General features: G+C 73.1%; 23 protein-coding genes. 13 read left to right on the plus strand and 10 right to left on the minus strand.

Annotation, left to right across the window (positions count from 1 at the left end; translation table 11 throughout):
- The first annotated feature begins 174 nt into the window (after positions 1-174).
- The gene (locus CP969_RS25185) at positions 175-759 is read left to right on the plus strand and encodes a suppressor of fused domain protein (RefSeq protein WP_026084894.1); all 585 of its coding nucleotides are present in this window, start codon (positions 175-177) and stop codon (positions 757-759) included.
- A 30-nt stretch (positions 760-789) separates the two neighbouring features.
- On the opposite strand, the gene CP969_RS25190 is transcribed toward CP969_RS25185, so the two are convergent.
- Positions 790-2,049, minus strand: coding sequence for an MFS transporter (locus CP969_RS25190; RefSeq protein WP_016824725.1), 1,260 nt, complete (start codon positions 2,047-2,049; stop codon positions 790-792).
- A gap of 188 nt (positions 2,050-2,237) precedes the next feature.
- On the opposite strand from CP969_RS25190, the gene CP969_RS25195 reads away from it, so the two are divergent.
- From CP969_RS25195 to CP969_RS25205, 3 genes are all read left to right on the plus strand, one after another.
- The gene (locus tag CP969_RS25195; protein WP_004983713.1) at positions 2,238-2,879 is read left to right on the plus strand and encodes a DUF6758 family protein; all 642 of its coding nucleotides are present in this window, start codon (positions 2,238-2,240) and stop codon (positions 2,877-2,879) included.
- Positions 2,880-3,201: 322 nt separating this feature from the next.
- Positions 3,202-4,059 carry a PHP domain-containing protein gene (locus CP969_RS25200; protein ID WP_004983711.1) on the plus strand — a complete coding sequence of 286 codons (858 nt, stop codon included), beginning with the start codon at positions 3,202-3,204 and terminating at the stop codon, positions 4,057-4,059.
- 82 nt (positions 4,060-4,141) lie between these two features.
- Positions 4,142-4,747: a MarC family protein gene (locus CP969_RS25205; RefSeq protein WP_004983710.1), complete on the plus strand. Its 606-nt coding sequence runs from the start codon at positions 4,142-4,144 to the stop codon at positions 4,745-4,747.
- Between the two features lie 82 nt (positions 4,748-4,829).
- Here CP969_RS25205 and CP969_RS25210 read toward each other — a convergent pair whose 3' ends face one another.
- Positions 4,830-4,982, minus strand: a complete 153-nt coding sequence (locus tag CP969_RS25210) for a hypothetical protein (protein ID WP_016824723.1) — start codon at positions 4,980-4,982, stop codon at positions 4,830-4,832.
- Positions 4,983-5,198: 216 nt separating this feature from the next.
- Here CP969_RS25210 and CP969_RS25215 point away from each other — a divergent pair, with 216 nt between their 5' ends.
- Entirely contained in the window at positions 5,199-6,101 is a 903-nt protein-coding gene (locus CP969_RS25215) for an NYN domain-containing protein (RefSeq protein WP_039830911.1), read from the plus strand.
- 48 nt (positions 6,102-6,149) lie between these two features.
- Here CP969_RS25215 and CP969_RS25220 read toward each other — a convergent pair whose 3' ends face one another.
- Positions 6,150-7,040, minus strand: coding sequence for an alpha/beta fold hydrolase (locus tag CP969_RS25220; protein WP_039831496.1), 891 nt, complete (start codon positions 7,038-7,040; stop codon positions 6,150-6,152).
- A gap of 87 nt (positions 7,041-7,127) precedes the next feature.
- A complete protein-coding gene (locus tag CP969_RS25225) occupies positions 7,128-9,371 on the minus strand; it encodes a DEAD/DEAH box helicase (protein WP_223887103.1) in 2,244 nt (747 codons plus the stop codon).
- Between the two features lie 479 nt (positions 9,372-9,850).
- Between CP969_RS25225 and CP969_RS25230 the strand changes: the two genes are divergently transcribed.
- Positions 9,851-10,606 carry a ferritin-like fold-containing protein gene (locus CP969_RS25230; protein ID WP_016824718.1) on the plus strand — a complete coding sequence of 252 codons (756 nt, stop codon included), beginning with the start codon at positions 9,851-9,853 and terminating at the stop codon, positions 10,604-10,606.
- A 44-nt stretch (positions 10,607-10,650) separates the two neighbouring features.
- On the opposite strand, the gene CP969_RS25235 is transcribed toward CP969_RS25230, so the two are convergent.
- The 4 genes from CP969_RS25235 to CP969_RS25250 all read right to left on the minus strand — a co-directional run bounded on the left by CP969_RS25235 (position 10,651) and on the right by CP969_RS25250 (position 12,562).
- Positions 10,651-10,920 (minus strand): hypothetical protein, encoded by a 270-nt coding sequence (locus CP969_RS25235; RefSeq protein ID WP_016824717.1) that lies wholly within the window; start codon positions 10,918-10,920, stop codon positions 10,651-10,653.
- Between the two features lie 191 nt (positions 10,921-11,111).
- Complete coding sequence (locus CP969_RS25240; RefSeq protein ID WP_016824716.1) at positions 11,112-11,339, minus strand: DUF3107 domain-containing protein; 228 nt, start codon at positions 11,337-11,339, stop codon at positions 11,112-11,114.
- Between the two features lie 152 nt (positions 11,340-11,491).
- Complete coding sequence (locus CP969_RS25245) at positions 11,492-12,136, minus strand: TetR/AcrR family transcriptional regulator (RefSeq protein ID WP_004983700.1); 645 nt, start codon at positions 12,134-12,136, stop codon at positions 11,492-11,494.
- 198 nt (positions 12,137-12,334) lie between these two features.
- The gene (locus CP969_RS25250) at positions 12,335-12,562 is read right to left on the minus strand and encodes a hypothetical protein (protein ID WP_016824714.1); all 228 of its coding nucleotides are present in this window, start codon (positions 12,560-12,562) and stop codon (positions 12,335-12,337) included.
- A 189-nt stretch (positions 12,563-12,751) separates the two neighbouring features.
- On the opposite strand from CP969_RS25250, the gene CP969_RS25255 reads away from it, so the two are divergent.
- The 7 genes from CP969_RS25255 to moeZ all read left to right on the plus strand — a co-directional run bounded on the left by CP969_RS25255 (position 12,752) and on the right by moeZ (position 21,660).
- Positions 12,752-13,825 carry an alpha/beta fold hydrolase gene (locus tag CP969_RS25255; protein ID WP_004983697.1) on the plus strand — a complete coding sequence of 358 codons (1,074 nt, stop codon included), beginning with the start codon at positions 12,752-12,754 and terminating at the stop codon, positions 13,823-13,825.
- 8 nt (positions 13,826-13,833) lie between these two features.
- Positions 13,834-15,432 (plus strand): DUF3152 domain-containing protein, encoded by a 1,599-nt coding sequence (locus CP969_RS25260; protein ID WP_150474964.1) that lies wholly within the window; start codon positions 13,834-13,836, stop codon positions 15,430-15,432.
- Positions 15,433-15,604: 172 nt separating this feature from the next.
- A complete protein-coding gene (locus CP969_RS25265) occupies positions 15,605-17,302 on the plus strand; it encodes a DUF3492 domain-containing protein (protein WP_078495358.1) in 1,698 nt (565 codons plus the stop codon).
- Complete coding sequence (locus tag CP969_RS25270; protein WP_016824712.1) at positions 17,299-18,468, plus strand: hypothetical protein; 1,170 nt, start codon at positions 17,299-17,301, stop codon at positions 18,466-18,468. Before CP969_RS25265 ends, CP969_RS25270 begins: the two co-directional genes overlap by 4 nt.
- Before the next feature lie 202 nt (positions 18,469-18,670).
- On the plus strand, positions 18,671-19,681 hold the full coding sequence (locus tag CP969_RS25275) for an NAD-dependent epimerase/dehydratase family protein (RefSeq protein ID WP_016824711.1): 1,011 nt from the start codon (positions 18,671-18,673) through the stop codon (positions 19,679-19,681).
- Positions 19,669-20,418, plus strand: coding sequence for a spherulation-specific family 4 protein (locus tag CP969_RS25280; protein ID WP_016824710.1), 750 nt, complete (start codon positions 19,669-19,671; stop codon positions 20,416-20,418). The genes CP969_RS25275 and CP969_RS25280 overlap by 13 nt, the downstream gene beginning before the upstream one ends.
- Positions 20,419-20,481: 63 nt before the next feature.
- Positions 20,482-21,660: an adenylyltransferase/sulfurtransferase MoeZ gene (moeZ, locus tag CP969_RS25285; protein ID WP_004983689.1), complete on the plus strand. Its 1,179-nt coding sequence runs from the start codon at positions 20,482-20,484 to the stop codon at positions 21,658-21,660.
- 68 nt (positions 21,661-21,728) lie between these two features.
- On the opposite strand, the gene CP969_RS25290 is transcribed toward moeZ, so the two are convergent.
- Positions 21,729-23,237 carry an alpha/beta hydrolase gene (locus CP969_RS25290; protein WP_016824708.1) on the minus strand — a complete coding sequence of 503 codons (1,509 nt, stop codon included), beginning with the start codon at positions 23,235-23,237 and terminating at the stop codon, positions 21,729-21,731.
- Between the two features lie 135 nt (positions 23,238-23,372).
- The gene (locus CP969_RS25295) at positions 23,373-24,944 is read right to left on the minus strand and encodes an alpha/beta hydrolase (RefSeq protein WP_016824707.1); all 1,572 of its coding nucleotides are present in this window, start codon (positions 24,942-24,944) and stop codon (positions 23,373-23,375) included.
- Positions 24,945-25,025: the final 81 nt, after the last annotated feature.

Consider the following 25,025-nt stretch of genomic DNA (forward strand, 5'->3'; position numbering starts at 1 on the left):
GACGATCCACGATCCCCTGAGGGGATTCCCCGGTAGACGGGGAGTGTCACATCGGCGTCGGGACTCGACCGCGACGCTTCTGCGTGCTGTCCCGAACCACCGGCCAAGCGTATCAGTCGACCGGCGTGTCAAGGCGCCGCTTTGCCCTGTGCTGACGAGTTCTATGCTCGCCGCATGGCTGATGTTCTTCCTCTGGTCGAGGCCCGGTTGCGCACGGCGCTGGGCGAACCGGACGCGCGGGCGGCGGTCACCTTCCTGGGCACGGACCGCGTCGAGGTGCTGCGCTTCCACGAGGGCGACATCGTGCGCTACGCCACCCTCGGCATGTCCGCGCAGCCCATGGCCGACCCCACGGCCGTGGTCGCGGACCCGGTCGCGGGACCGCGCGCGGAGCTGGTGCTGTCGGTCCGGGCCGGGCTCGCCGACACCGACAAGGTGCTCCGCCCGCTCGCCGTGCTGGCCGCGTCCCCGCAGGTCGAGGGCGTGGTCGTGGCTCCCGGCGCCTCCCTGGACGTCGGTGAGCCGCTGTGGCCCGGCGCTCCGTTCACCTCGGTGCTGGTCGCCGAGCCGGGCGGTCTGGTGGAGGACCTGGAGCTCGACGCGCCCCTGGACCCCGTACGGTTCCTGCCGCTGCTGCCCATGACCCCGAACGAGGCCGCCTGGAAGCGGGTGCACGGCGCCCAGGCCCTCCAGGAGCGCTGGCTGACCCAGGGCACGGACCTGCGGGACCCCACCCGCACCTCCGTCCCGCTGGAGTGATCGACCTCACCAACGCCTCCTCGGGGCCGGTCAGTTGGTGAGGGCGGTGGCGCCGTCCCCGGCCGCGTGGCGCGTCTGCGGGTGCTCGGCGTCGGGGGTTCCCCCGCCCGAGTGGGGCCGGGGATGGGGGAGGGCGAGCGCCCTTCGCCGTACGGCCACCACCAGTGCGCCCAGCACCGCCGTGACCGCCGCGACCACGAACGGGACGTGCGCGTCGGTCCACTCCTCGATCTTCGGTGCGAACCAGGGCGCGGCCGCCGCCGCGAACCAGCGCACGAAGTTGTACCCGGCGCTCGCCACCGGGCGCGGCGCGTCCGACACCCCGAGCGCCAGTTCGGTGTACACGGTGTTGTTCACGCCGATGAAGGCGCCGGACAGGACGGTGCAGACGACGGCGGTGGTGTGGTCGCCGTACCCGAGGACGAGCACGTCGGCCGCGAGCAGCACCAGCGAGCCGCCCAGCACCCTCAGCGAGCCGAAGCGCCGCTGCAGCCGCGGTGCCGCGATCACCGAGAAGACGGCGAGCAGCACGCCCCAGGCGAAGAACACCGCCCCGGACCGGTACGGGGACATGTCCAGCACGAACGGCGTGAAGGCCAGCACCGTGAAGAACGTGTAGTTGTAGAAGAACGCCGAGACCGCCGTCGAGGCCAGTCCGCCGTGGCCCAGCGCCCTGAGCGGGTCGAGCGGCGAGGTCCTGCGGGCCGGCTTCGGCTGTTCCTTCAGGAACGCCGCGATGCACAGGAAGCCGACCGCCATCAGGAAGGCCGTGCCGAAGAAGGGGTAGCGCCAGCTCGCGTCACCGAGCAGCGCGCCCAGCAGCGGCCCGCAGGCCATGCCGAGGCCGAGGGCGGACTCGTAGAGCAGGATCGCCGCCGCGCCGCCCCCGGCCGCCGCGCCGACGATGACCGCGAGGGCCGTGGAGACGAACAGGGCGTTGCCGAGCCCCCAGCCGGCCCGGAAGCCGACCAGTTCCCCGACCGATCCCGAGGTGCCGGAGAGCCCCGCGAAGACCACGACGAGGGCCAGGCCGAGCAGCAGGGTCTTCCGGCCGCCGATGCGGCTGGAGACGAAGCCGGTCACCAGCATCGCGAACGCGGTGATGAGGAAGTACGAGGTGAACAGCAGGGAGACCTGGCCGGCGGTGGCGTCGAGGCCCTCCGCGATGGAGGGCAGGATCGGGTCGACGAGCCCGATCCCCATGAAGGCGACGACGGACGCGCCGGCCGTCGCCCACACGGCCTTCGGCTGCCTGAGGATGCCGCCCGTTCCCGCGTCGAAGGGGGCCATGAGGGGTGCTCCAATCCCGGACGTGACGGGGGTGCCGGATGCCCGGCAGATAGTTGGCAATTACACACGATAAGTTAGCCGGGCTAATTGATGCAAACTACACCTATTTTGGTGCCGTCCCGGGAGGTTCCCTCCGGACGGGTGATCGTCCTTGACGTGGCGCGGCCGGGGTAGGACCGTGGGGCTCTATGAGGGGCGAACCCAGTTGCCCGAAGTGCGGTGGCCGGGTCAGGGCTCCCGGCCTCTTCTCCGATGCCTGGGAGTGTGCTGTGCACGGTGCCGTGCACCCGATGCAGCCCGTGATACCGCCCAGCGTCGAGGCGCTCGAGGTGGTCGTGCGCCGCACGAAGGTGCCGGTGTGGATGCCGTGGCCGCTACCGGTGGGCTGGCTGTTCACGGGCGTGGCCTGCGCGGGGGACGACCGCAGCGGGGGCCGTGCGACCGCCGTCGCGTGCACCGGGCCCGGACCGCTCGGCGGCATGGGCGAGCTCATCCTGGTGGCCGAGGAGCTCGGCGTCGGCCTCGGCGCGCGGTACGCGGGCATCGACGGCCCGGACCCGGGGCCGTACATGGACGTCGAGAAGCCCGCCCAGACCAAGGTCCTGGCCGCCGGCCGCCCGACACCGCTCTGGCACGTCTCCAAGACCCCGGACGACCGTGCCGTGTTCGCGGGCGAGGCGCTCGGGATGTGGCTGTGGGCGGTGGTGTGGCCGGAGCAGTCCGGGCTGCTGATGTACGACGAGCTGGTGCTCGCCGACCTGCGGGACGCCGGGGCCGAGGTGGAGCTGGTGCCCTGCGGGGCGCTGTCGCCGCGCCTGCTGGAGACGTAGGGCCCGCTGTGCGGGGTGCTCCGGGGGCGCGGGGGCCGGTCTCGTCCGGTCCGGGGGCGTGGGGCCCGGTCCGGGGTTGCGGGGTCCGGTCCGGGGTCGCGGGGCTCGGTTCGGGGCCCGGTCCGGTTCAGGGTTGCGGAGCCGCTTCGGGGTCGCGGGGTCCGGTCCGGGCGGTGGGGTCCGGTCCGGACGGCGGGAGCAGGCGGCTCGCCGCGGGTGCGTAGGGGGCGCAGTGCTGGTTCGGGTGTGACAGGGGACGGTGAAAATCCGGTTATCCTGAAGCGTCCCCGTCCGTCCCGTCACCGCTTTGGAGTAACGCGTCGTGCGTATCGACCTGCACACCCACTCCACCGCGTCCGACGGTACGGACACGCCGGCCGACCTGGTCCGCAAGGCCGGCGCCGCCGGTCTCGACGTCATCGCGCTGACCGACCACGACACCACCCGCGGGCACGCCGAGGCCCTCGCCGCGCTGCCCGCGGGGCTCACCCTGGTCACCGGCGCCGAACTCTCCTGCCGGCTCGACGGTGTCAGCATGCACCTGCTGGCCTACCTCTTCGACCCCGAGGAGCCCGCGCTGCTCGCCGAGCGCGAGCTGGTCCGGGACGACCGGGTGCCGCGGGCCCAGGGCATGATCGCCAAACTGAACGCGCTGGGCGTGCCCGTCACCTGGGAGCAGGTCGCGCGGATCGCCGGCGACGGATCGGTGGGCCGTCCGCACGTCGCCGCCGCGCTCGTCGAACTGGGCGTCGTGCCGACCGTGGGCGACGCGTTCACCCAGGAGTGGCTGGCCGACGGCGGCCGGGCCCACGTGGAGAAGCACGAGACCGACCCCTTCGAGGCGCTGCGGCTGGTCAAGGGCGCGGGCGGGGTCGCGGTGTTCGCGCACCCGGCCGCGAGCAAGCGGGGCCGGACCGTGCCGGAGTCCGCGATCGCCGAACTGGCCGAGGCCGGCCTCGACGGCATCGAGGTCGACCACATGGACCACGACCCCGGGACGCGGGCGCGGCTGCGGGGCCTCGCGCAGGAGCTGGGGCTCCTGGTGACCGGGTCCAGCGACTACCACGGCAGCCGGAAGACCTGCGTCCTCGGCGAGTTCACGACGGACCCCGAGGTGTACGGCGAGATCACGCGGCGCGCGACCGGGGCGTTCCCGGTGCCGGGGGCCGGCGGAGTCTGAGGCCCCGTCCTCCCGCCCACCTTCCGTTCGTCCCTCAGCGCGAGGCAGTCATGCCTGGCGTTCGTTCTTCAGCAAGGCAGTCATGTTCGACGTCGCCGTCTTCGGCTCTCTCTTCCTGACCCTTTTTGTCATCATGGATCCCCCCGGGATCACCCCGATCTTCCTCGCGCTGACCGCCGGCCGGCCCGCCAAGGCGCAGAAGCGGATGGCCTTCCAGGCCGTGTGCGTGGCCGGTGGCGTGATCGCCGTCTTCGGTCTGCTCGGCCATCAGATCCTCGACTACCTGCACGTGTCGGTGCCCGCGTTGATGATCGCGGGCGGGCTGCTGCTCCTGCTGATCGCGCTCGACCTGCTCACCGGAAAGACCGACGAACCCCAGCAGACCAAGGACGTCAACGTCGCCCTGGTCCCGCTGGGCATGCCGCTGCTGGCCGGTCCCGGCGCCATCGTGTCGGTCATCCTCGCCGTGCAGAAGGCCGACGGCGCCGCCGGGCAGGTCTCGGTGTGGTCGGCGATCCTCGCCATCCACGTCGTGCTGTGGCTGGCGATGCGGTACTCGCTGCTGATCATCCGGGTCATCAAGGACGGCGGCGTGGTCCTGGTGACGCGCCTCGCGGGCATGATGCTCTCCGCGATCGCCGTGCAGCAGATCATCAACGGTGTCACCCAGGTGGTCCGGGGCGGCTGACCCGGCCGTGGGACGCGCGGAGCCCCCGTACCGATCGGTACGGGGGCTCCGAAGCATGCGAAGCGGGATCCGGCGTCCTGCGTTACGGGGTCGGCGTGTCGGCCGGGCGGATCCACAGGCGCTGTCCGATGGCGGCGGCCTGCTGAACGATGCGGTTGACGGAGGCGGCGTCCACGACGGTCGTGTCCACGGGCGTACCGTCGACGTCGTCGAGTCGCATGATTTCGAAGCGCACGGGCTTCTCCCTTCGTCTGGTCATCCTCCTGAAGGAGAACTACTTCGGTGGACGGCCCGCGAGCGGATCGGCTCGCGTTCCGTCAGGGTCAACGGTCTGCGCGGTGCACACATTCCCTAGCTAAGGAAATTTTTCGATCGACTAAATACTGGTCGTTAAGTGTTTCGAAGGAGACCGACCGGGACCGGTTGTGTTCGTAGCGTGACCGCCGGGACAATGGAAGCGATGAACGAAGACCTCACGGCCCTGAACGCCCGCATCGACCGCACGAACGAGTTGCTCCAGCGCATGCTCGCCGAGGTGGCGAAGACACCCTCGACCCATGCGATCTTCGTCGACGCGGGCTATCTGTACGCGGCCGCGGGGCGGCTGGTGGCCGGGACCGAGGACCGTCGGGCCTTCGACCTGGACGCCGAGGGGCTCATCGACGCGCTCATCGACCGCGCCCGCACCGTCTTCGCGGACAGCAGGCTGCTGCGGGTCTACTGGTACGACGGCGCCAGACGCCGCATCCACACCGCCGAACAGCAGTCCATCGCCGAACTCCCGGACGTCAAGGTCCGCCTCGGCAACCTCAACGCCAACAACCAGCAGAAGGGCGTCGACTCCCTGATCCGCACCGACCTGGAGTCACTGGCCCGGCACCGCGCCATCAGCGACGCCGCCCTGCTCGGCGGCGACGAGGACCTCGTCTCGGCGGTCGAGGCGGCGCAGGGGTACGGCGCCCGGGTCCACCTGTGGGGCATCGAGGCGCCCGAGGGCCGCAACCAGGCCGAGCCGCTGCTCTGGGAGGTCGACAGCCAGCGCACCCTCGACCTCGACTTCTTCAAGCCCTACGTCTCCCGGCGCACGGCCCCGGCCTACGAGCCCGCGACGGGCCGGCCCACCCGTGAGGACGTCCGCTTCGTCGGCGCGCAGATCGCCGCGAAGTGGCTCGCCGCGCGCGGCCGGGACACCCTGGTGGAACTGCTCCCGGGCCATCCCTACCTGCCCGGTTCGGTCGACCAGGACCTGCTGGTGGAGTCGGAGGCCCTCCTCCAGTACTCCCTGCGGGGCCAGGCGGACCTGCGGCGCGCTCTGCGCGACGGCTTCTGGGGCCACCTGCAGTCGCAGTACTGACCGCGCTGACCACGCTGGCGTCCTGGCAGCACGGGCGCCGCCGACGTCCTAACGGCCGCCGGGGCGGAGCCCGTCCCAGAAGTCGGCGAGGGCGCGGGCGGTCGGCTCCGGCGCGTCGATGTTGGGCGAGTGCTCGGCCCCGTCCACGACGGTGCGGTGCGCCTCCAGCCGTACGGCCATCTCGTCGAGGTCCGTCACCGGCCAGGTGTCGTCGTGCGTGCCGGACAGGACGTGGAACGGCAGCGGCACGGCGGCGAGTTCGGCCACCCGATCGGGCTCGGCGCACAACTGCCGCCCGGTGGCGAGCAGTTGTGCGGGTTCGGTGCCCAGCCAGCGGCGGCGCAACCACTCCCGGTCACCGATACCGCGTGCCGGGCCGCCGACCTCCTCGGGCGGTCCCATGGCCAGGATCGCCTCCCAGCACTCGGCCATCGACATCACCGCGAGCGCGTCCCGCAGCAGTTTCACGCGCTGCTCCTGGGAGACGGAGATCCGTCCGGGGCCGGAGGAGACCAGGGTGAGCGAGCGGAAGGGAGTGTGGTCCAGGAGGACGGCGGCACGGGCGATCTGGCCGCCGAGCGAGTGCCCGACGAGATGCACGGCCCCGCCGAGCGCCTCGGCCTGCGCGAGCACGTCCCGCGCCAACTCGTCCTGCGCATAGGCCGATTCGTCGTCGGCGGGTCCGTCGGACTCGTACTGCCCCCGCCCGTCCACGGCGACGCTGCGGTACCCGCGCGCGGCGAGCGGTCCGTGGACCAGCGTGAAGTCCTCCTTGCTGCCGGTGAACCCGGGCAGCAGCAGCGCGACCCCCTGCTCCTCGACTCCGGCGGCCGGCGGCACGTCCACGACGGCGAACTCCCCGCGCGGGGTGCGCAGCCGGCGGGTCCGGGCGCCGTGGGGCGGGGCGGGGGACGGGCCGGGGGAGGGGTGGCTGGTCACGGAGCGAGGGTAGCGGGCGAGGCGGGCCGCGGACACACCGACGGCCCGCCCCCACGCAGAGGTGGGGACGGGCCGTCGGGTGGTGTGTCAGCCCTCCACGGACTTCGCGGCGGCCGCGGTCTTGCGGGTGCGGCGGACCTTCGGCTTCTCCTCCGCCGGGGCCTCCGGCTCCTGCGCGGCCGTGGTGGCCTTGCGGGTCCGGCGCGGCTTGGCGGCCTCGGTGGCCTCCGGCTCCTGGGCGGCCTGCGCCGGGATCTCGGCGACGGCCGTGGCGGCCTCGGTGGCCTCCGCGGCATCGGCGGCCTTGCGGGTGCGGCGGCGCGGCTTGGCCTCGGCGGCCTCCGCCGTGTCGACGGCCTCGGCGGCGGCCGCGGTCTTGCGGGTGCGGCGGACCTTCGGCTTCTCCTCCGCCGGGGCCTCCGCCTCCTGCACGGCGGTCTCGGCGGTCTCCGCGGCCTTGCGGGTGCGGCGGCGCGGCTTGGTCTCCGCGGCCTCCGCCGTGTCGACCGCTGCCCCGGCCTTCTCGGCCGTGGACTTCCGCGTGCGGCGCGGCTTGGCGGCTTCGGCGGCCTCCGGCTCCTGGGCGGCCTGCGCCGGGATCTCGGCGACGGCCGTGTCGGCCTCGGCGAGGGTCGTGGCGGCCTCGGTGGCCTCCGCGGCCTTGCGGGTGCGGCGGCGCGGCTTGGTCTCCGCGGTCTCCGTCGGCTCGGTGGTTCCCTCGACCGCGTCGACCACCGGCTCAGCGGCCGCGGTCTTGCGGGTGCGGCGGCGACGCGGCTTCGCGGGCCCCTCGAGGGCTTCGGGGGCCTCCGCCGGCTCGGTGGTTCCCTCCGCCGTCGCGACGGCGGACTGCGCCGGCGCCACGGGCTCGACCGCGGTCGCCGCGGCGGGTGCCGTCTCGGCCGGGGCCCCGCCGCGCGTCCGGCGGCGGCGGCGCGGGGTGCGGGTGGCCGCGGCGGCCTCCGTCTCGTCGGCGCCCTCGGCGGCCGGGGCGGCGGACTGCCCGTCCGTCCCGTCCAGCGGCACACCGTTCCGCGTCCGGCGACGGCGACGCGGCGTACGGCTCGAGGTCTCCCGCTCGGCGGAACGGGAGTCGCCCTGCCCGCCCCGGCCAGCGCGCCCGCGCGGTCCACGGCCGCCCGGCTCGCCCAGGTCCTCCAGCTCCTCCGCGTCCAGCCCGGCACGCGTGCGCTCCGAGCGCGGCAGGATGCCCTTGGTGCCCTCGGGGATGCCGAGGTCCGTGAACAGGTGCGGGGAGGTGGAGTACGTCTCCTGCGGGTCGCCGAAGTCCAGCTCCAGCGCCTTGTTGATCAGCTGCCAGCGCGGGATGTCGTCCCAGTCGACCAGGGTGATCGCCGTACCCTTCGCGCCCGCGCGGCCCGTCCGGCCGATGCGGTGCAGGTAGGTCTTCTCCTCCTCGGGGGACTGGTAGTTGATGACGTGCGTCACGCCCTCGACGTCGATGCCGCGGGCGGCGACGTCGGTGCAGACCAGCACGTCCACCTTGCCGTTGCGGAACGCGCGCAGCGCCTGCTCGCGCGCGCCCTGGCCGAGGTCGCCGTGGACCGCGCCGGAGGCGAAGCCGCGCTGCTTGAGCTGGTCGGCGAGGTCGGCGGCGGTGCGCTTGGTGCGGCAGAAGACCATGGCCAGTCCCCGGCCCTCGGCCTGCAGGATCCGCGCGACCATCTCGGGCTTGTCCATGTTGTGCGCGCGGTAGACGAACTGCTTGGTGTTCGCGACCGTCGCGCCCTCGTCGTCCGGCGCGGTGGCGCGGATGTGCGTGGGCTGCGACATGTAGCGGCGGGCGAGACCGATGACCGCGCCCGGCATGGTGGCCGAGAACAGCATGGTCTGGCGCCTGACCGGAAGCAGGTTGATGATCTTCTCGACGTCGGGCAGGAAGCCCAGGTCGAGCATCTCGTCGGCCTCGTCGAGGACGAGCGCCTTCACGTGCGCCAGGTTCAGCTTCTTCTGCCCGGCGAGGTCGAGCAGCCGGCCCGGGGTGCCGACGACCACGTCGACGCCTTTCTTCAGGGCCTCGACCTGGGGCTCGTAGGCCCGGCCGCCGTAGATCGCGGTGACGCGCACGTTGCGCACCTTGCCGGCGGTCAGCAGGTCGTTGGTCACCTGGGTGCACAGCTCGCGCGTGGGGACGACGACGAGGGCCTGCGGGGCGTCGGTGAGGTCCTCGGGCTTCGCGCGGCCCGCCTCCACGTCCACCGGGACGGTGACGCGCTCGAGGAGCGGAAGGCCGAAGCCGAGCGTCTTGCCGGTGCCGGTCTTGGCCTGGCCGATGACGTCCGTGCCCGACAGGGCCACGGGAAGCGTCATCTCCTGGATGGGGAAGGGAGTGATGATGCCGACGGCTTCCAGGGCCTCGGCGGTCTCGGGGAGGATCCCGAGCTCTCGGAACGTCGTAGTCAGGGTGCTGCCTCTTCTGTGTGCGCGGTGCGAGGCGAGCGCGGGGGTCGTGTAGGGACCGTGCCGGGGACGTCGGCCGCCTTACGGCGATGCCGTAGGACACGGGACCACTGCCGACGCTCTAGCGCTCGTACCGCTGAGGGTTCCCTCCGATCGTCGTACGCGAGGTGCCGTACGGTCAGGGAGGGCTGTCGGGTCGGAGCCGATCGGGCCACCGACCGGGCATCCTCATACGGGTGGCCTGTCGAGCACGTCGGAGTGCTCAGCAGGCGCATTACCACCATACCCCGGATTCGCGCACACGCCATGGCTGATTTGGTCACGTAGCCGTCGTCACACTGATCGTCCAAGGCCTTCCGGCGCCCGGCAAGCGGGTTATTGTGCGCTTCATGACGAGCTCTGACAAGCCTGACAACGCCGCGGACGCCCCCGAGACCCCTGCCGGGCACACCGGCGTCGCCGCCATGGACTGGACGGCCGCCTCCGCCGATCCGCAGTACCGTGCCGCTGTCGTGGACCTGCTCGGTGCGCTCGCGTACGGGGAGCTGGCGGCGTTCGAGCGGCTCGCGGAGGACGCCAAGCTGGCGCCCACGCTGGCGGACAAGGCGGAGCTGGCGAAGATGGCGTCGGCCGAGTTCCACCACTTCGAGCGGTTGCGCGACCGGCTCGCCGGGATCGGTGAGGAGCCGACCCGCGCGATGGAGCCGTTCGTCGCCGCGTACGAGGGCTTCCACAAGCAGACGGCGCCCTCCGACTGGCTGGAGGGCCTGGTCAAGGCCTACGTCGGCGATTCCATCGCCAGCGACTTCTACCGGGAGGTCGCGGTCCGTCTGGATTCCGACACCCGTGCCCTGGTGCTGACCGTGCTCGACGACACGGGGCACGGCGGCTTCGCCGTGGAGAAGGTGCGCGCGGCGATCGACGCGGACCCGCGCGTGGGCGGGCGGCTCGCGCTGTGGGCGCGGCGGCTGATGGGGGAGGCGCTGTCGCAGTCCCAGCGGGTGGTCGCCGACCGGGACGCGCTGTCGACGATGCTCGTGGGCGGTGTCGCGGACGGCTTCGACCTCGCCGAGGTCGGCAGGATGTTCTCCCGGATCACCGAGGCGCACACCAAGCGGATGGCGGCGCTGGGGCTGGCGGCCTGACGCCGGACCGGCCGGTCAGGGCCCGTGTCGCCCCCGGCGGCCGGTCAGACGGTCGCCGAGCGGCTTCGGAGCCTTCCCGCGGGGCGCAGCAGCAGCGAGAGGGAGGCCACGGAGACGGTCACCGCGCCGAGCAGGACCGTCAGCAGGTTCCCGGCGTCCAGCGCGGTGTGCGTGACGAAGGCGCCGAAGAGGGCTCCGGCCGCGCCGGTCGGCAGGACCAGGGTGCGGGCGGGGAAGCGGTGCGGCAGGCGGCGTGTGGCCGCCCACGCCAGAGCGAGGCCGAGGATCGCGGAGCTGAGCGCTTCCAAGAGCATGTCGCGGTTCCTCCCACATGGCCGGCCTGCTCATATCGGTCGTAGCCGGTCTTACCCCTGAGCTGCGAAACCCAATCCTCTCCGTAAGGGAGTCGTGTGCACCGCGTGAACGCCGTGGGGGCGCGGCACGCGGAAGGGCCCGGTGGTACCGCACGCGGTACCACCGGGCCCTTCCGCTCGCCGGTCGTCGCCTACAGTGCGCCGAAGCCCACCTTGCGCGGGGCCGGCTCGCCGATCTCGATGTACGCGAGGCGGTCGGCCGGGACCAGGACCTTGCGGCCGTGCTCGTCCACCAGGCTCAGCAGCTGCGACTTCCCGGCCAGCGCATCGGCCACCACGCGCTCGACCTCCTCGGCGCTCTGACCGCTCTCCAGAACGATCTCGCGGGGCGCGTGCTGCACGCCGATCTTGACCTCCACGGCTATGTCCCTCCGACGGTCAGTGAAGTGCGCGACCTTCCGCGCCGTACCAGCACACATTAGCCCGGTGAGGGGACGTGCACGCTCCGCCCGGCCACGCCAGGAGCGAACAGCCCACGGGAACAAACGAGCGCCGGTGTCCGCGCGTGCGGTCAGTGCTGCTGGTCGTTGCCGTGCAGCGGGAACCCGGCGATGCCCCGCCAGGCGAGCGAGGTCAGCAGCTGCACCGCCTGGTCGCGCGGCACGCTGCGGTCGCTGTGCAGCCAGGACCGGGCCACCACCTGGGCGAGCCCGCCCAGTCCCGAGGCGAGCAGCATCGACTCGGCCCGCGAGAGCCCGGTGTCCTCGGCGATGACGTCGCAGATCGCCTCCGCGCAGTCGTTGGTGACCTTGTCGACGCGCTCGCGCACGGCGGGCTCGTTCGTCAGGTCCGACTCGAAGACCAGGCGGAAGGCGCCGCCGTCGTCCTCGACGTACGCGAAGTAGGCGTCCATGGTCGCCCGGACGCGCTGCTTGTTGTCGGTCGTCGACGCGAGCGCGTGGCGCACCGACCGGATCAGCGACTCGCAGTGCTGGTCCAGCAGTGCGAGGTAGAGATCGAGCTTGCCCGGGAAGTGCTGGTACAGCACCGGCTTGCTGACGCCGGCGCGCTCGGCGATGTCGTCCATCGCGGCCGCGTGGTAGCCCTGCGCGACGAAGACCTCCTGGGCGGCTCCCAGCAGCTGGTTCCGTCGGGCCCGGCGCGGCAGGCGGGTCCCCCTCGGGCGCGCCGCCTCTGTCTGCTCGATGGCTGTCACGCCGCCTCCCATTGTCGTCCACGTGCGGTGTGAACCGCGCCGCCATCGTACTTTTCGGTAACCGTGGTGTGCGCGGTGAGGGCGCAGAATTCCGCGGACCGGACAGCAGCGAAGGCCGTACGGAAGGTTTCAAAAGGTGTCAGAGTGGGCAAAATGCGGCCTCTTTCCTGCTCGATGAGGCCCTTCTCGGCGCTCTCCTCACCGGTAGTCGTCCTCGTCGAGGGAGACGATCCTGGCCTGTTCCACCAGATCCGCCTCGTTGGCGCGATCGGGGTCGAGCTCGGTCAGCGGGTCGTCGCGGTCCGGCGCGACGTCCGCCTGCTGCTCGGCCGCGTCGGCCACGGGTGCCTCGACGTCGAACTCCTGGTCCTCACGGATGTCCTCGTCCTCCTCGAAGGTCTCGGGGTCGGTCGGATCTACCGTCATGCCGGGCTCCCTTCCTACGAACGTCCCTGGAGAATGCAGGGGGCCACATGCGGGTGCCCTCTTTATGAGACTAGGAGACACCCGATCCGGACGCTATGCGATCCGCGACCGGGGCGTGACGCGCTGCGCAGGTGCCCCTGTGACGGCGAACACGTGAACCGCTGTGTGATCGTCTCGTAACATTGCCGCATGTCTTCGTCCGAGCCGCCGTTCGTGCCGCCCGCGAGCGTGCTTCCCGAAGTGGCCGCCGTCAGGATCGCGGAGGGGGAGCGGCTCAGGTCGGTGGAGCTGCCCGGGATCACGTTGTCGGTCCGGTCGAGGCCGTCCGCGCGCGAAGGGCTGCCGCCCGCCCTCTACGTCCACGGACTGGGCGGCTCCTCGCTGAACTGGTCGGCGCTGATGCCCCTGCTGGAGGACGTCGTCGACGGCGAGGCGGTGGACCTGCCGGGCTTCGGCGACTCCCCGCCCCCGGACGACGGCGACTACTCCCTCACCGCGCACGCACGCGCGGTGATCCGTTATCTCGACGCCGCCGGGCGCGGTCCGGTGCACCTCTTCGGCAACTCGCTCGGCGGCGCGGTCGTGACGCGCGTCGCCGCCGTGCGCCCCGACCTCGTCCGCACGCTCACCCTCGTCTCACCGGCCCTGCCGGAGCTGCGCGTGCAGCGCACCGCCGTCCCGACGGGACTGCTGGCGGTGCCCGGGGTCGCACCGCTGTTCACCCGGATCACCCGGGAGTGGACGGCGGAGCAGCGGGTCCGCGGTGTGATGGCGCTCTGCTACGGGGACCCCGCGCGGGTGTCGCCGGAGGGGTTCCGCAACGCCGTGCAGGAGATGGAACGGCGGCTGCGGCTGCCGTACTTCTGGGACGCGATGGCGCGTTCCGCGCGGGGCCTGGTCAACGCGTACACGCTGGGCGGCCAGCACGGACTGTGGCGTCAGGCCGAGCGGGTGCTCGCGCCGACCCTGCTCGTCTACGGCGGCCGGGACCGGCTCGTCGGCTTCCGCATGGCCCGGCGGGCGGCCCGCGCGTTCCGGCACTCGAGGCTGGTGACGCTCCCGGACGCGGGGCACGTGGCGATGATGGAGTACCCCGGGGCCGTGGCCCTCGCCTTCCGTGAACTCCTCGCGGATGCAACGGATTCGGGGAACGAGGGGGATACTGGGGAGCCGGGCGCGAAGGGCGCCCCCGGTCCGGTCGCCGACACCGGCACGGACGAGGCCGGCGACGGCGGGGCCACCGCCGAGAACGTGAGGGGCTGAGGCGCGACGTGGGACGCCACAGCCGCCGTGGACCCGCCCCGAAGGGCGACACCGCGAACACGACCGCAGGACGGGGCGGCCGGGACGGCCGCGAAGCCCGCGAGCAGGCCGGCGGGGTCCAGGGGCACGGGGCCCCGTACGGGACGCCGCAGGGAAATCCGGCACACGGGCCCCCGGTGCACGGAACGCCGCAGGGACCCCCGGCCCACGGAGGGCCGCAGGGGACCCCGGCGTACGGAGCGCCGGGACACGGCGCGCCCGGTGGCGGGGGTGCCCCCCGCTTCGCCGACGGCACGCCCGCTCACGGCGTGCCCCACCTCCCGGACGGATGGCTTCCGGACGGAACGCCCGCGCACGGCGTCCCGCGGTTCCCCGGCGGCGCCCCGGCGCACGGCGTTCCCCGCCTGCCGGACGGCACTCCCGCGCACGGCGTTCCCCGGCCCCCCGGTACCGCCCCCGCCCACGGAACCCCCCGAGCCCGCGGTGGCCATCCCGAGCAGCGGGAACCCGGCGGCGGCTGGGGGGAACCGACGGGGTGGACGGCGGCCGGGCACGGCGCGCAGGCCGGGGCCGGCCTGCCCCTGCCGCGGCAGCGGCAGGCGCCCCCCGACGGACCGCGGCAGGACTACCTCGACGCCTTCGCCGAGGACGACGACCTCTTCACGTTCCGCCGGTCCGCCTCCGCGCGCCCCCCGGATCCGTACGCCGCCGTCACCGACTGGAACACCGCTCCGGCCCCCGCCGTCCCGTCCGGTCCCGGCGACGGCGCGCCGCCCTCCGGCGGGCCCGCGCAGACCGGGGGCGGCAGGGGGCGGACCTTCACCGGGATCGCGGCCGCCGCCGTCACCACGGTGCTGGCCGTGGTCGTGGCCGGCCAGGTCGCCGACGGACCGGGCGGTGCCGACGCACAGGCGCAGTCCGCCACCGACCAGGTGCGTGAGGTCCGGGACCCCGCCTCGCGCGGGGACGACCGGGAGACGCCCGCCGAGGCGTCCGGCGCCGAACAGCCGACGTACGAGCAGAAGATGGAGCGGAAGTACGCGCTCGGCGCCACGTTCGCGGGCTCGGGGAAGTTCGACGCGATCCCCGGCATCGACAAGGCACCGGGCAGGGGACAGAAGATCACCTACCGGGTGGACGTGGAGCAGGGCCTCGGCCTCGACGGCGAACTCTTCGCCGAGGCCGTGCAGAAGACGCTCAACGACAACCGCAGCTGGGCGCACAACGGCGCCCGCACCTTCGAGCGCGTCCACTCCGGCCGGGTCGACTTCGTGATCACCCTCGCCAGCCCCGGCACCACCGCCGACTGGTGCGCCAGATCCGGCCTGGACACCACCGTGGACAACGTCTCCTGCGACTCGGCGGCCACCGAACGCGTGATGATCAACGCATACCGGTGGGCACAGGGGGCGGAGACCTACGGCGACCGGATCCACGCCTACCGCCAGATGCTGATCAACCACGAGATCGGCCACCGCCTGGGCCACGGCCACGTCACCTGCGACAAGGACGGCGACCTCGCCCCGGTCATGCAGCAGCAGACCAAGTTCGTGGATCACGACGGCATCGACTGCCGGCCGAACCCGTGGCCCTACCCGAAGGGCTGATCCCCTAGCGGGGCGGAACGCGCCCCGCGCGGGAAAGTTACGCCTGTTCACCCCTTTTGGTGGTGCGACGGACAACCGTCCGTCGCACCACCGCCTTGTCCGCATACGTTCGTCCCGCTGCGAGTCGCCGGACCAACGGCGGCTCCGCATACGGGAGATCGGGGGTGCACACGTGCGCATCGGACTGCTTACGGAGAGTGGCTATCCGTATGTGAGCGGTGACGCCGGGCTCTGGTGCGACCGCCTCGTGCGCGGACTCGACCAACACGAGTTCGATGTCTACGCGTTCAGCCGCAGCGAAGCCCAGGAGGACGCGGGCTGGGTCCCGCTGCCGCCGCAGGTCGGCAGGGTGCGCACCGCACCGCTGTGGACGGCCGAGGACGACGGGGTGGTGCACGGCCGCCGCGCGCGCCGGCGCTTCACGGAGCACTACGGCGAACTGGCCGCCGTGCTCTGCACGGCGGAGGCCCCCGCCGCACCCGGAGCCGCCCAGGACGCCGCCCCCGAGGCGGACCGTTTCGCCACCGCTCTGCACGGCCTCGCCGAACTCGCCCGCGACGAAGGCGGCCTGGTGGCCGCGCTCCGCTCCGAGACCGCCGTGCGCCTCCTGGAGCGCGCCTGTCGCGCGCCCCGCGCCCGGCGCGCCGCGCGCGAGGCCCGTGTGCCGGATCTGCTGACCGTCGCCGCGCACCTGGAACAGGCTCTGCGCCCCCTCTCGCTCGACTGGTACGAGGAGGACGGGCTCGGCGCGGTCGACCTCTGCCACGCCACGGCCGGCGGCGCGACCGCCCTGCCGGGCCTGCTCGCCCACCACTTCTTCGGCATCCCGTTGCTGGTGACCGAGTACGGCGTGCGCCTGCGGGCGCACTACCTGAGCCGCCCGGACTCCTCGCCCGCGGTCCGCTCCCTGCTCGCCGCCTTCCACGGCCGGCTCGCCGCCGAGACCTACCGCCAAGCTGCGTTCATCACCCCGGGCAACGCCCACGCCCGCCGCTGGCAGGAACGCTGCGGTGCCGACCGGGCGAAGCTCCGCACGGTCCACCCCGGCATGGACGCCACGCCCTTCGACGAGGTCGGTGAGTCCCCGGAGAGCGCGGACCCGCGCACCCTCGTCTGGGTCGGCCGCGTGGAGCCCGCCAAGGACCTGGTCTCGCTGCTGCACGCCTTCGCGCAGATCCACAAGGAGGAGCCCGGGACCCGCCTGCGGGTCATGGGCGGCCCGTCCGGTGCGGAGGGGGCCGACTACCTCGGCCACTGCAAGGCGCTGGCCGCGCAGCTCTTCCCGGACGAGGCCGAGGGCCCGCACGCCGTCGGCGACAACCCGGTGTCCTTCGAGGAGATCGGCGGCCCGGACCTGCCCACCGTCGCCGACGCGTACGCCTCGGGCGCGGTGACCGTCCTCTCCAGCGTCGTCGAGGGCTTCCCGGCCGGACTGGTCGAGGCGATGTTCTGCGGACGCGCCACGGTCTCCACGGACGTCGGCGCCGTCGTGGAGGTCATCGGCGGCACGGGCCTCGTCGTCCCGCCGCGCAACCCGCGGGCGCTCGCCGAGGCGTGCGTGTCCCTGCTGCGCGACCCCGCGCGCCGTGAGCGCCTCGGAGCCGCCGCACGGGCCCGCGCACTGGAGCTGTTCACCGTCGAGCAGAACGTCGCGGCGTTCCACGGCCTCTATCTGGAGATCGTCGCGCGGACCCCGGTCCACCGCCTCCTGCTGGACGACAGCGGCGACCCCCTGCCCTTCGCCGCCCCTGCCGAGGCCCATGTCCCGGGCCACTGGACCGACCTGACCCCGCGTGCCATCCCCACCTGGGCGAGGAACGCACCCGTGCGCGCCACCGCGCCGGCCCCCGTGACGGAGGCAGTCCGATGACCGACCTCGGCGCACTGCACCGCGAGACGGCGGAACCCGGCGGACCGCGGCCCCCCGGGTCCGCCCCCCGCCGCGGCGCGGCCGACCCGGTCAAGGCGCTGCTGCACCGCCACCGCGAACTGTGCGAACGGGCCGTGGACCCCCTGGAGATCGCGGCCGGCCTGGAGGCCCACGGCGTCACCGACCGGACCGCCGCGCGCTTCCGCCACCGGGACGTCTTCTCCCTCGCGGAGGAGCTGTACGCCCGCGTCCCGCGCGACGGCGGCAACCGGCCCTCCACGGCCGCGGTGGCCCCCGGGGCACGCGCCGACTGGGCCGTCCTCACCCTGCTCCCCGGGGCGCTGTGCTTCGCGTCGCTGACCGCCCTGCGCCTCACCCACGGCCAGACCCGCCTCCTTGCGGCAGCCGCCGGCGTCCTCGCCACCGCCCTCGCCCTGCGCGCGGCCCTGCGCCGGGGCCCACTGAGCACCGGCGACCACCCCTCGACCGCCCCGCGCCGTTCCACCGCGGCGTTCTGGACCTGCTGGCTCGTCGGCTACGCACTCCTGGGCGACGGCCTGCTCGACGCCGCGATCACCGGCGGCCCCGACGGCCTGCCCACCGGCGCCGCGGGGGGCGACTGGCCGCTCACCGCCGCCCCGGTCCTGGCCCTCGCCCTGGCCTGCACGCCCGCGGCCTGGGCCGCCCACCTCTTCTCCGCCCGTGCCCGCCGCAGGCTCGTCTCGAGCCGGGGCCTGGAGGACTTCGCCGCCTCCGTCCGGCCCGTGCTGCTCGGCACGTTCGCCCTGTTCCTGTGCGCTCTGGCCGCCCTCCTCGCCCTCTCCGCCGCACTCCTCGACGAACCCTTCGCCCCTTCCCGGACCCTCGCCCTGGGCGCCCTCCTCTTCCTGGCCCGCCTCCTCACGGTCCACGGCTTCACCCACGCCCCGAAGGTGATCCTCACGGCCACGGTCACCGCCCAGGCGGCGGCCCTGGCCACGGTCTTCGCGGCCCGCCTCCCCGGCTGCGACCCGCTGGCCGCACCCGTGGACACACTGGCCACCGCCTGGGGCCCCGGCGCCGTCCCCACCCTCATCTGCGGGGCAGCGGCCCTGACCCTCCTGATCCACGCCTCCCGCACCCTCACCCGGGCCTCGGCCCACACCCGCCCGGAGCGACCGCGGTGACCGCCCGAGCGCCTTCCGCGGGCCGGGTGAGCCGAGCAGGAGGCGGCCGCCGCCCGGGCACGGCGCGAAGGCGAACCCCACCCCCGCCGGAGCCGCACATGCGCCGCAGGCACACGACACGCGCCCCTCACGCATCCGCACCCGAAGGAGAACCCCACATGATCACCCGTCCAGCAGCTCCGGACGCCGAAGGAGTCGCCCGATGAGAGTCCTGCTGATCGGATCCAACGGTTACCTCGGCCGCTTCGTCGCCGACCGCCTGCTCGCCGACCCGGCCGTCCAGCTCACGGCCCTCGGCCGCGGCGACGACGCCGACGTCCGCTTCGACCTCGCCACCGGCAGCCCCGGCGCCCTCACCCGCTTCCTCGACGCCGTCCACCCCGGTGTCGTGGTCAACTGCGCGGGTGCCACCCGGGGCGGCGCCCGCGAACTCACCCGGCACAACACCGTCGCCGTCGCCACCGTCTGCGAGGCCCTGCGCCGCAGCGGCTGCGGCGCACGCCTCGTGCAGATCGGCTGCAGTGCGGAGTACGGCCCGAGCCAGCCCGGTTCCTCCACCGCGGAGGACGCCGTCCCGCGCCCCGGCGGCCCGTACGGCGTCAGCAAGCTCGCCGCCACCGAGCTGGTCCTCGGGTCCGGCCTGGACGCCGTCGTCCTGCGGGTCTTCTCACCCGTCGGTCCCGGCACGCCCGCCGGCTCCCCGCTCGGCCGGCTCGCCGAGGCCATGCGCCGCGCCATGCAGTCCGGCGACGGCGAGCTGAGGCTCGGCGGGCTCGGCGCGCAGCGGGACTTCGTCGACGTCCGCGACGTGGCCCGCGCCGTGCACGCCGCCTCGCTCTCCGCCGCGCAGGGCGTCATCAACATCGGGTCGGGCCGTGCCGTCCGCCTGCGCGACGCCGCCGGGATCCTCGCCCGGGTGGCCGGATACGGCGGCGCCCTCACCGAACCGGACGGCCCTCCCGGCGCCCACGCGTCACCGAGCCCCCACGCCTCGCACGCCGCCCATCCCGCCCACCTCAGGGCCACCATCGGCCACCCCCGCACCGACTCCGACCACCACGCGCCTCCGGTCGCGTACCCGTACCCGGACGGCTGCGGCAGCTGGCAGCAGGCCGATGTGCGCACCGCACGCGACCGGCTCGGCTGGCGCCCCCGGATCAACCTCGAGGAGTCCCTGGCCGACATCTGGATGGAGGCGGCGTGCCGCATCTGACCCGTGTCGAACCGGCCACCGCGAGCACCGGCGTCCGCACCGGCTTCGGTGTCCCGGGCCTCGCGCACCCCCTCGTGGCCCCGACCGAGTGGAAGGAACTCACCCGCCCCGGCACCCCCCTGCACTGGGTCGTCCTGAACGTGGCCGACGGGCCCGGTGTCCGGCCCGACCCGCACTGCCTGGAGGCGGCCGGCCGCCTGCGCGACGCCGGCGTCCGCGTCCTCGGCCACGTCGACGCCGCGTACGGTCGGCGCGGCTTCGGCGAGGTGGTCTCGGACGCCCACCGGTTCCTCGACTGGTACCGGGTCGACGGCTTCCTCCTGGACCGCTGTCCCGCCGACCGCGCCGGGCTCCCCGGCGTCCGGCGCGCCGTCACCACGCTCCGGGTGATCCGTGACGACGCCCACGTCGTCCTCGGCCACGGCACCCACCCGCACCCCGGATACGCCGAGAGCGCCGACCAACTGGTCACCTTCTCCGGTGCCTGGAGCGACTACCGCTGGTCGCAGGCGGCGGAGTGGACCGCCGACCATCCGCCCGAGCGCTTCTGCCACTTCGTGCGCGCAGTGCCCGGACCACACCTGGAGGAGGCCCTGCGCATCGCCCGCTGGCAGGGTGCCGCGACGATCTACTTCACCGACCACACGGGCCGCGGCGGCCGCACCGACCCCTGGGAACCGCTGCCCGGCTACTGGGACGACATCGTCTCGCGCATCGGGACGGGTGTCTCGGAATGAAAAAGGCCGTGGCAGTGTTGATCGGAGAACAACCGTAGTGATTGACCGACCAACGGAGTCCCCGTGTCGTTGCCACCCCTGGTCGAGCCGGCCCCCGAACTCACCGTAGACGAGGTCCGCAGGTACTCCCGCCACCTGATCATCCCCGATGTGGGGATGGACGGGCAGAAGCGGCTGAAGAACGCCAAGGTGCTCTTTGTGGGCGCCGGTGGCCTGGGTTCGCCGGGGCTGATGTACATGGCCGCCGCGGGCGTGGGCACCCTCGGCATCGTGGAGTTCGACGAGGTCGACGAGTCGAACCTGCAGCGTCAGGTCATCCACAGCCAGTCCGACATCGGCCGCCCCAAGGCGGAGTCCGCGCGTGACACGATCAAGGGCATCAACCCGTACGTGAACGTGGTCCTGCACGAGGAGCGGCTCGAGGCCGACAACGTGAAGGACATCTTCAGCCAGTACGACCTGATCGTCGACGGCACGGACAACTTCGCGACCCGCTACCTGGTCAACGACGCCTGCGTACTGCTGAACAAGCCGTACGTGTGGGGCTCGATCTACCGCTTCGACGGCCAGGCCTCGGTCTTCTGGTCCGAGCACGGCCCCTGCTACCGCTGCCTGTACCCGGAACCCCCGCCCCCCGGCATGGTCCCGTCCTGCGCCGAGGGCGGTGTCCTGGGCGTGCTGTGCGCGTCCATCGGTTCCATCCAGGCCAACGAGGCCATCAAGCTCCTCGCGGGCATCGGCGAGCCCCTCGTCGGCCGCCTGATGATCTACGACGCCCTGGAGATGCAGTACCGCCAGGTCAAGGTCCGCAAGGACCCCGACTGCGCGATCTGCGGCGAGAACCCGACCGTCACCGAGCTCATCGACTACGAGGCCTTCTGCGGCGTCGTGTCCGAGGAGGCCCAGGCGGCGGCCGTCGACTCCACGATCACTCCCAAGCAGCTCAAGGAGTGGATCGACGAGGGCGAGAACCTCGAGCTCATCGACGTCCGTGAGCCGAACGAGTTCGAGATCGTGTCCATCCCGGGCGCCCGCCTGATCCCCAAGAACGAGTTCCTCATGGGCAACGCCCTGGAGAGCCTGCCGCAGGACAAGAAGATCGTCCTGAACTGCAAGACGGGTGTCCGCAGTGCGGAAGTCCTCGCGGTCCTCAAGTCCGCGGGCTTCTCCGACGCCGTCCACGTCGGCGGCGGCGTGATCGGCTGGGTCAACCAGATCGAGCCGGAGAAGCCGGTCTACTGAGCCGGAGCCGCAGCAGGAACCGAAGCGGGGGCTCCGGGCGCCACGGGTGCCCGGAGCCCCCGCCCGTGTCATGAGCAGACCTTGCCGTCCTCGGGCACGGTGCCGTCCAGGAGGTACGCGTTCACCGCGGAGTCGACGCAGTCGCTCCCACTGCCGTACGCGCCGTGGCCCTCGCCCTTCCAGGTGAGCACCACACCGACGTCCTCGCCCAGCTCGTCCGCCATCCTCCGGGCGCCCTCGTACGGGGTGGCCGGGTCGCCGGTGTTGCCGATCACCAGGATCGGGGCCGCGCCCGGCGCGCTCACCTCCGGGGTGTCGTGCTGCCCGGGCACCGGCCAGTCGTGGCACCAGCCGGCCGTGTCCCAGCCGAGAAAGGCCCCGAAGACGGGCGAGATCTCCTCGAACTCCGGCAGCAGCTTCTTCGCCTGTGCCGCGGTCGGCCGCTGCCTGTCGTCCAGGCACGATATGACCCGCTGCGAGTGGGTCGTCGCGCCGTAGCGACCCGAGGCGTCGCGGTCGTTGTAGCCGTCGGCCAGCGCCAGCAGCTTCGAGCCGTCCCCCTCCTCCGCCGCCCGCAGCGCGCTGGTCAGCGCCGGCCAGCTCGCCTGGCTGTACAGCGGCAGGACGATGCCGGTCAGGGCCAGTGTCTGCGTCAGCTTCCGCCCGGACGAGGACGTCGGCAGTGGTTCCGCGTCGATCCGTTCCAGCAGGTCCGCGATCTCGCGCGTTCCCTGCTCGGGGTCCCGGCCGGTGGACTTCAGGTAGTTGTCGAGCGCCAGTTGGAAGCCGCGCGTCTGGTTCTTGGCGTGGCCCACCGTGTCGGCGCTCGGGTCGACCACCGCGTCGAGCGTCATCCGGCCCACCTTCTTCGGGAACAGGTGGGCGTAGACGCCGCCGAGTTCGGTGCCGTAGGAGATGCCGAAGTAGTTCAGCCTGTCGTCGCCGAGGACCTGCCGGATGCGGTCCATGTCGCGGGCGGTGTCGGTGGTCGACACATGGGCCATCAGCTTCCCGGCGGCCTTCTGGCAGTCCTTGCCGAAATCGGCGGCGTCCTCGAAGTACGTCCGCTCCTCGGCCGGTGTGTCCGGGGTGCCGTCCACCGACGATTCGGCCGCCTGGATCTCCCGGTCGCTGCGGCAGCGGACGCCCTCGCTGGCGGCCACCCCGCGCGGATCCCAGCTCACCAGGTCGTACCGCTCGCGCAGCTCGGCGACGGTGCCGGCGTAGGACGGCATCATGGACACGCCCGATCCGCCCGGGCCGCCGAAGTTGAACAGCAGCGAGCCGAGGCGGTCGTCCCCCGTGGCCTTCGCCCGGATCAGCGCCAGCCCGATCGTGGCACCGTCGGGCTCCGACCAGTCCAGCGGCACCCGGAGCGTGGCGCACTGCCAGTCGCCACCCGGGGCGGGGGCGCCCCCCGAGGCCTTGCAGCGTCCCCAGTCGAGCGCCGTCCCGTCGCCCTTGCTGCCGCTCCTGCCGTCGTTCTCGCCGTCGTCACCGGACGGGCCGCCGCTGCAGCCCGCCGTCAGCAGTGCGGCGGCGACCGTCAGAGCCGCCCACCGTGTGATGCGCGTCATGTGACGCTTCCCCCCTCGCCTGGCCGTCCGCACCGTGCCGCGGATGGCGGTCAAGCCATGGTAGGCAGACCCGCCTCCTGCCGGGGTGCCCTGTGGATAACGCTCTGACCTGTGGTTCTGCAGTCCGGTGCCTGCTCAGGAGCGGTCCGGTGCCTGCTCGGAGCAGACGGTGCCGGCCCTCGGCACCTCTCCGTCCAGGAGATAGCCGTGCACCGCGTCCTGCACGCACCGGTTCCTGCTGTTGTAGGCCCCGTGTCCCTGCCCCTCGTACGTCAGCTCGACACCGACCCCCTCACCCAGCGCCTGCGCCATCCTGCGCGCCCCCTCGTACGGCGTGGCGGGGTCGCCGGTGTTGCCGATCACCAGGATCGGGGCCGCGCCGGGGGCGCTCACCTCGGGATGGTCGGCGGCCCCCGGAACCGCCCAGTCGGTGCAGCCGATCAGCCCCCACGCCAGGTACTCGCCGAACAGCTCGGACGCGGCCCGGAACTCGGGCAGACTGCGCTCCACGTCCTCGGTGCGGTAACGGGGTTTGTCGTCGGCGCAGTTGATGGAGACGTTGGCGGGGACGAGGTTGCTGTACTCGCCGTCCTGGTTGCGTCCGTTCAACGAGTCGGACAGCACCATCAGAATCGTCCCGTCGCCGTTGTAGGCCTCTTCGAGACCGTCGGTGAGGAACCCCCAGAGGTCCTGCGAGTACAGGGCCTGGGCGATGCCGCCGGTCGCCGCGGTCTGGGTCAGCTCGCGCGGGGCGATACCGGGGATCGGCTCGGCGTCGAGGTCCCTCAGGAACTTGGCGATACGGTCCTTCACGTCCTGCGCGCTGTCGCCGACGGGACAGTCCTCGACCTGGGAGACGCAGTGCTCGGCGTAGTTGTCGAGCGCGAGCTGGAAGCCCCGTGCCTGCCCGAGCGAGCTCTGCTCCGGGTTCTGCGTGGGGTCGACGACCGCGTCGAACACCGCCCGGCCCACCTTCTTCGGGAACAGGTGGGCGTAGACGCCGCCGAGTTCGGTGCCGTAGGAGATGCCGAAGTAGTGCAGCTCGTCGTCGCCGAGGACCTGGCGCATCAGGTCGAGGTCGCGGGCGGTCTCGGTGGTGCGCACGTGCGGCAGGACCCGCGCGGAGTTCTTCTCGCAGGCCGCGTTGAATCCCTTGGTGTTGTCCAGGAGCTCGGCCCGCTCGGCGCCGTCGTCGGGGGTCGCGTCCTGCTGGAAGTACGCGTCGAGCTGCCGGTTGTTCTCGCAGATCACGGGCGCGCTGCGGCCGACTCCGCGGGGATCGAAGCTCACCAGGTCGTAGCGGGTGCGCAGGGTCGCGTAGTCCTCGCCGAACGCGGGGAGCGCGGTGACGCCGGAGCCGCCCGGGCCGCCGAAGTTGAAGATCAGGGAGCCGATGCGCTCGCTCGCCCTCCCGCTCGTCCTCGCCCGGATCAGCGCGAGGCCGATGGTGTCGCCCTCGGGCTCGTCCCAGTCCAGGGGCACCTTCATGGTGGCGCACTGCCACGCGGTCCCGCCCGGCAGGGGCGAGGGGGCGGGGCCCCCGCCCTGTGCCTCGGAGGGGGCCGGGCAGGCCTGCCAGTCGAGTTCCTGCTGCGTCAGGTCCGCGCTCCCGTCCTCGGCGTCCGCACCGCAGCCCGCCAGCAGCGCGGGCAGCAGGACGGCGCAGGCGGTCAGGGCGGCGGCACGCAGGCGGAAAGGAGGGGACATGCCTCCATCCTGCGGCGGCCCGGGGCGGGACGCGCGGGACACGGGCCGTACGAGGGAGGGGCCGGGACCGGCCCCGGGGGC

The organism is Streptomyces viridosporus T7A, assembly GCF_008704515.1.
Lineage (GTDB): Bacteria > Actinomycetota > Actinomycetes > Streptomycetales > Streptomycetaceae > Streptomyces > Streptomyces viridosporus.

Bases quoted from the DNA above. Each gene is read 5' to 3' on its own strand.
- CP969_RS25185 (WP_026084894.1), top strand. From the start codon at position 175: ATGGCTGATGTTCTTCCTCTGGTCGAGGCCCGGTTGCGCACGGCGCTG.
- CP969_RS25190 (WP_016824725.1), bottom strand. From the start codon at position 2,049: ATGGCCCCCTTCGACGCGGGAACGGGCGGCATCCTCAGGCAGCCGAAG.
- CP969_RS25195 (WP_004983713.1), top strand. From the start codon at position 2,238: ATGAGGGGCGAACCCAGTTGCCCGAAGTGCGGTGGCCGGGTCAGGGCT.
- CP969_RS25205 (WP_004983710.1), top strand. From the start codon at position 4,142: ATGTTCGACGTCGCCGTCTTCGGCTCTCTCTTCCTGACCCTTTTTGTC.
- CP969_RS25215 (WP_039830911.1), top strand. From the start codon at position 5,199: ATGGAAGCGATGAACGAAGACCTCACGGCCCTGAACGCCCGCATCGAC.
- CP969_RS25225 (WP_223887103.1), bottom strand. From the start codon at position 9,371: ATGACGCTTCCCGTGGCCCTGTCGGGCACGGACGTCATCGGCCAGGCC.
- CP969_RS25230 (WP_016824718.1), top strand. From the start codon at position 9,851: ATGACGAGCTCTGACAAGCCTGACAACGCCGCGGACGCCCCCGAGACC.
- CP969_RS25235 (WP_016824717.1), bottom strand. From the start codon at position 10,920: ATGCTCTTGGAAGCGCTCAGCTCCGCGATCCTCGGCCTCGCTCTGGCG.
- CP969_RS25250 (WP_016824714.1), bottom strand. From the start codon at position 12,562: ATGACGGTAGATCCGACCGACCCCGAGACCTTCGAGGAGGACGAGGAC.
- CP969_RS25255 (WP_004983697.1), top strand. From the start codon at position 12,752: ATGTCTTCGTCCGAGCCGCCGTTCGTGCCGCCCGCGAGCGTGCTTCCC.
- CP969_RS25270 (WP_016824712.1), top strand. From the start codon at position 17,299: ATGACCGACCTCGGCGCACTGCACCGCGAGACGGCGGAACCCGGCGGA.
- CP969_RS25275 (WP_016824711.1), top strand. From the start codon at position 18,671: ATGAGAGTCCTGCTGATCGGATCCAACGGTTACCTCGGCCGCTTCGTC.
- CP969_RS25290 (WP_016824708.1), bottom strand. From the start codon at position 23,237: ATGACGCGCATCACACGGTGGGCGGCTCTGACGGTCGCCGCCGCACTG.
- CP969_RS25295 (WP_016824707.1), bottom strand. From the start codon at position 24,944: ATGTCCCCTCCTTTCCGCCTGCGTGCCGCCGCCCTGACCGCCTGCGCC.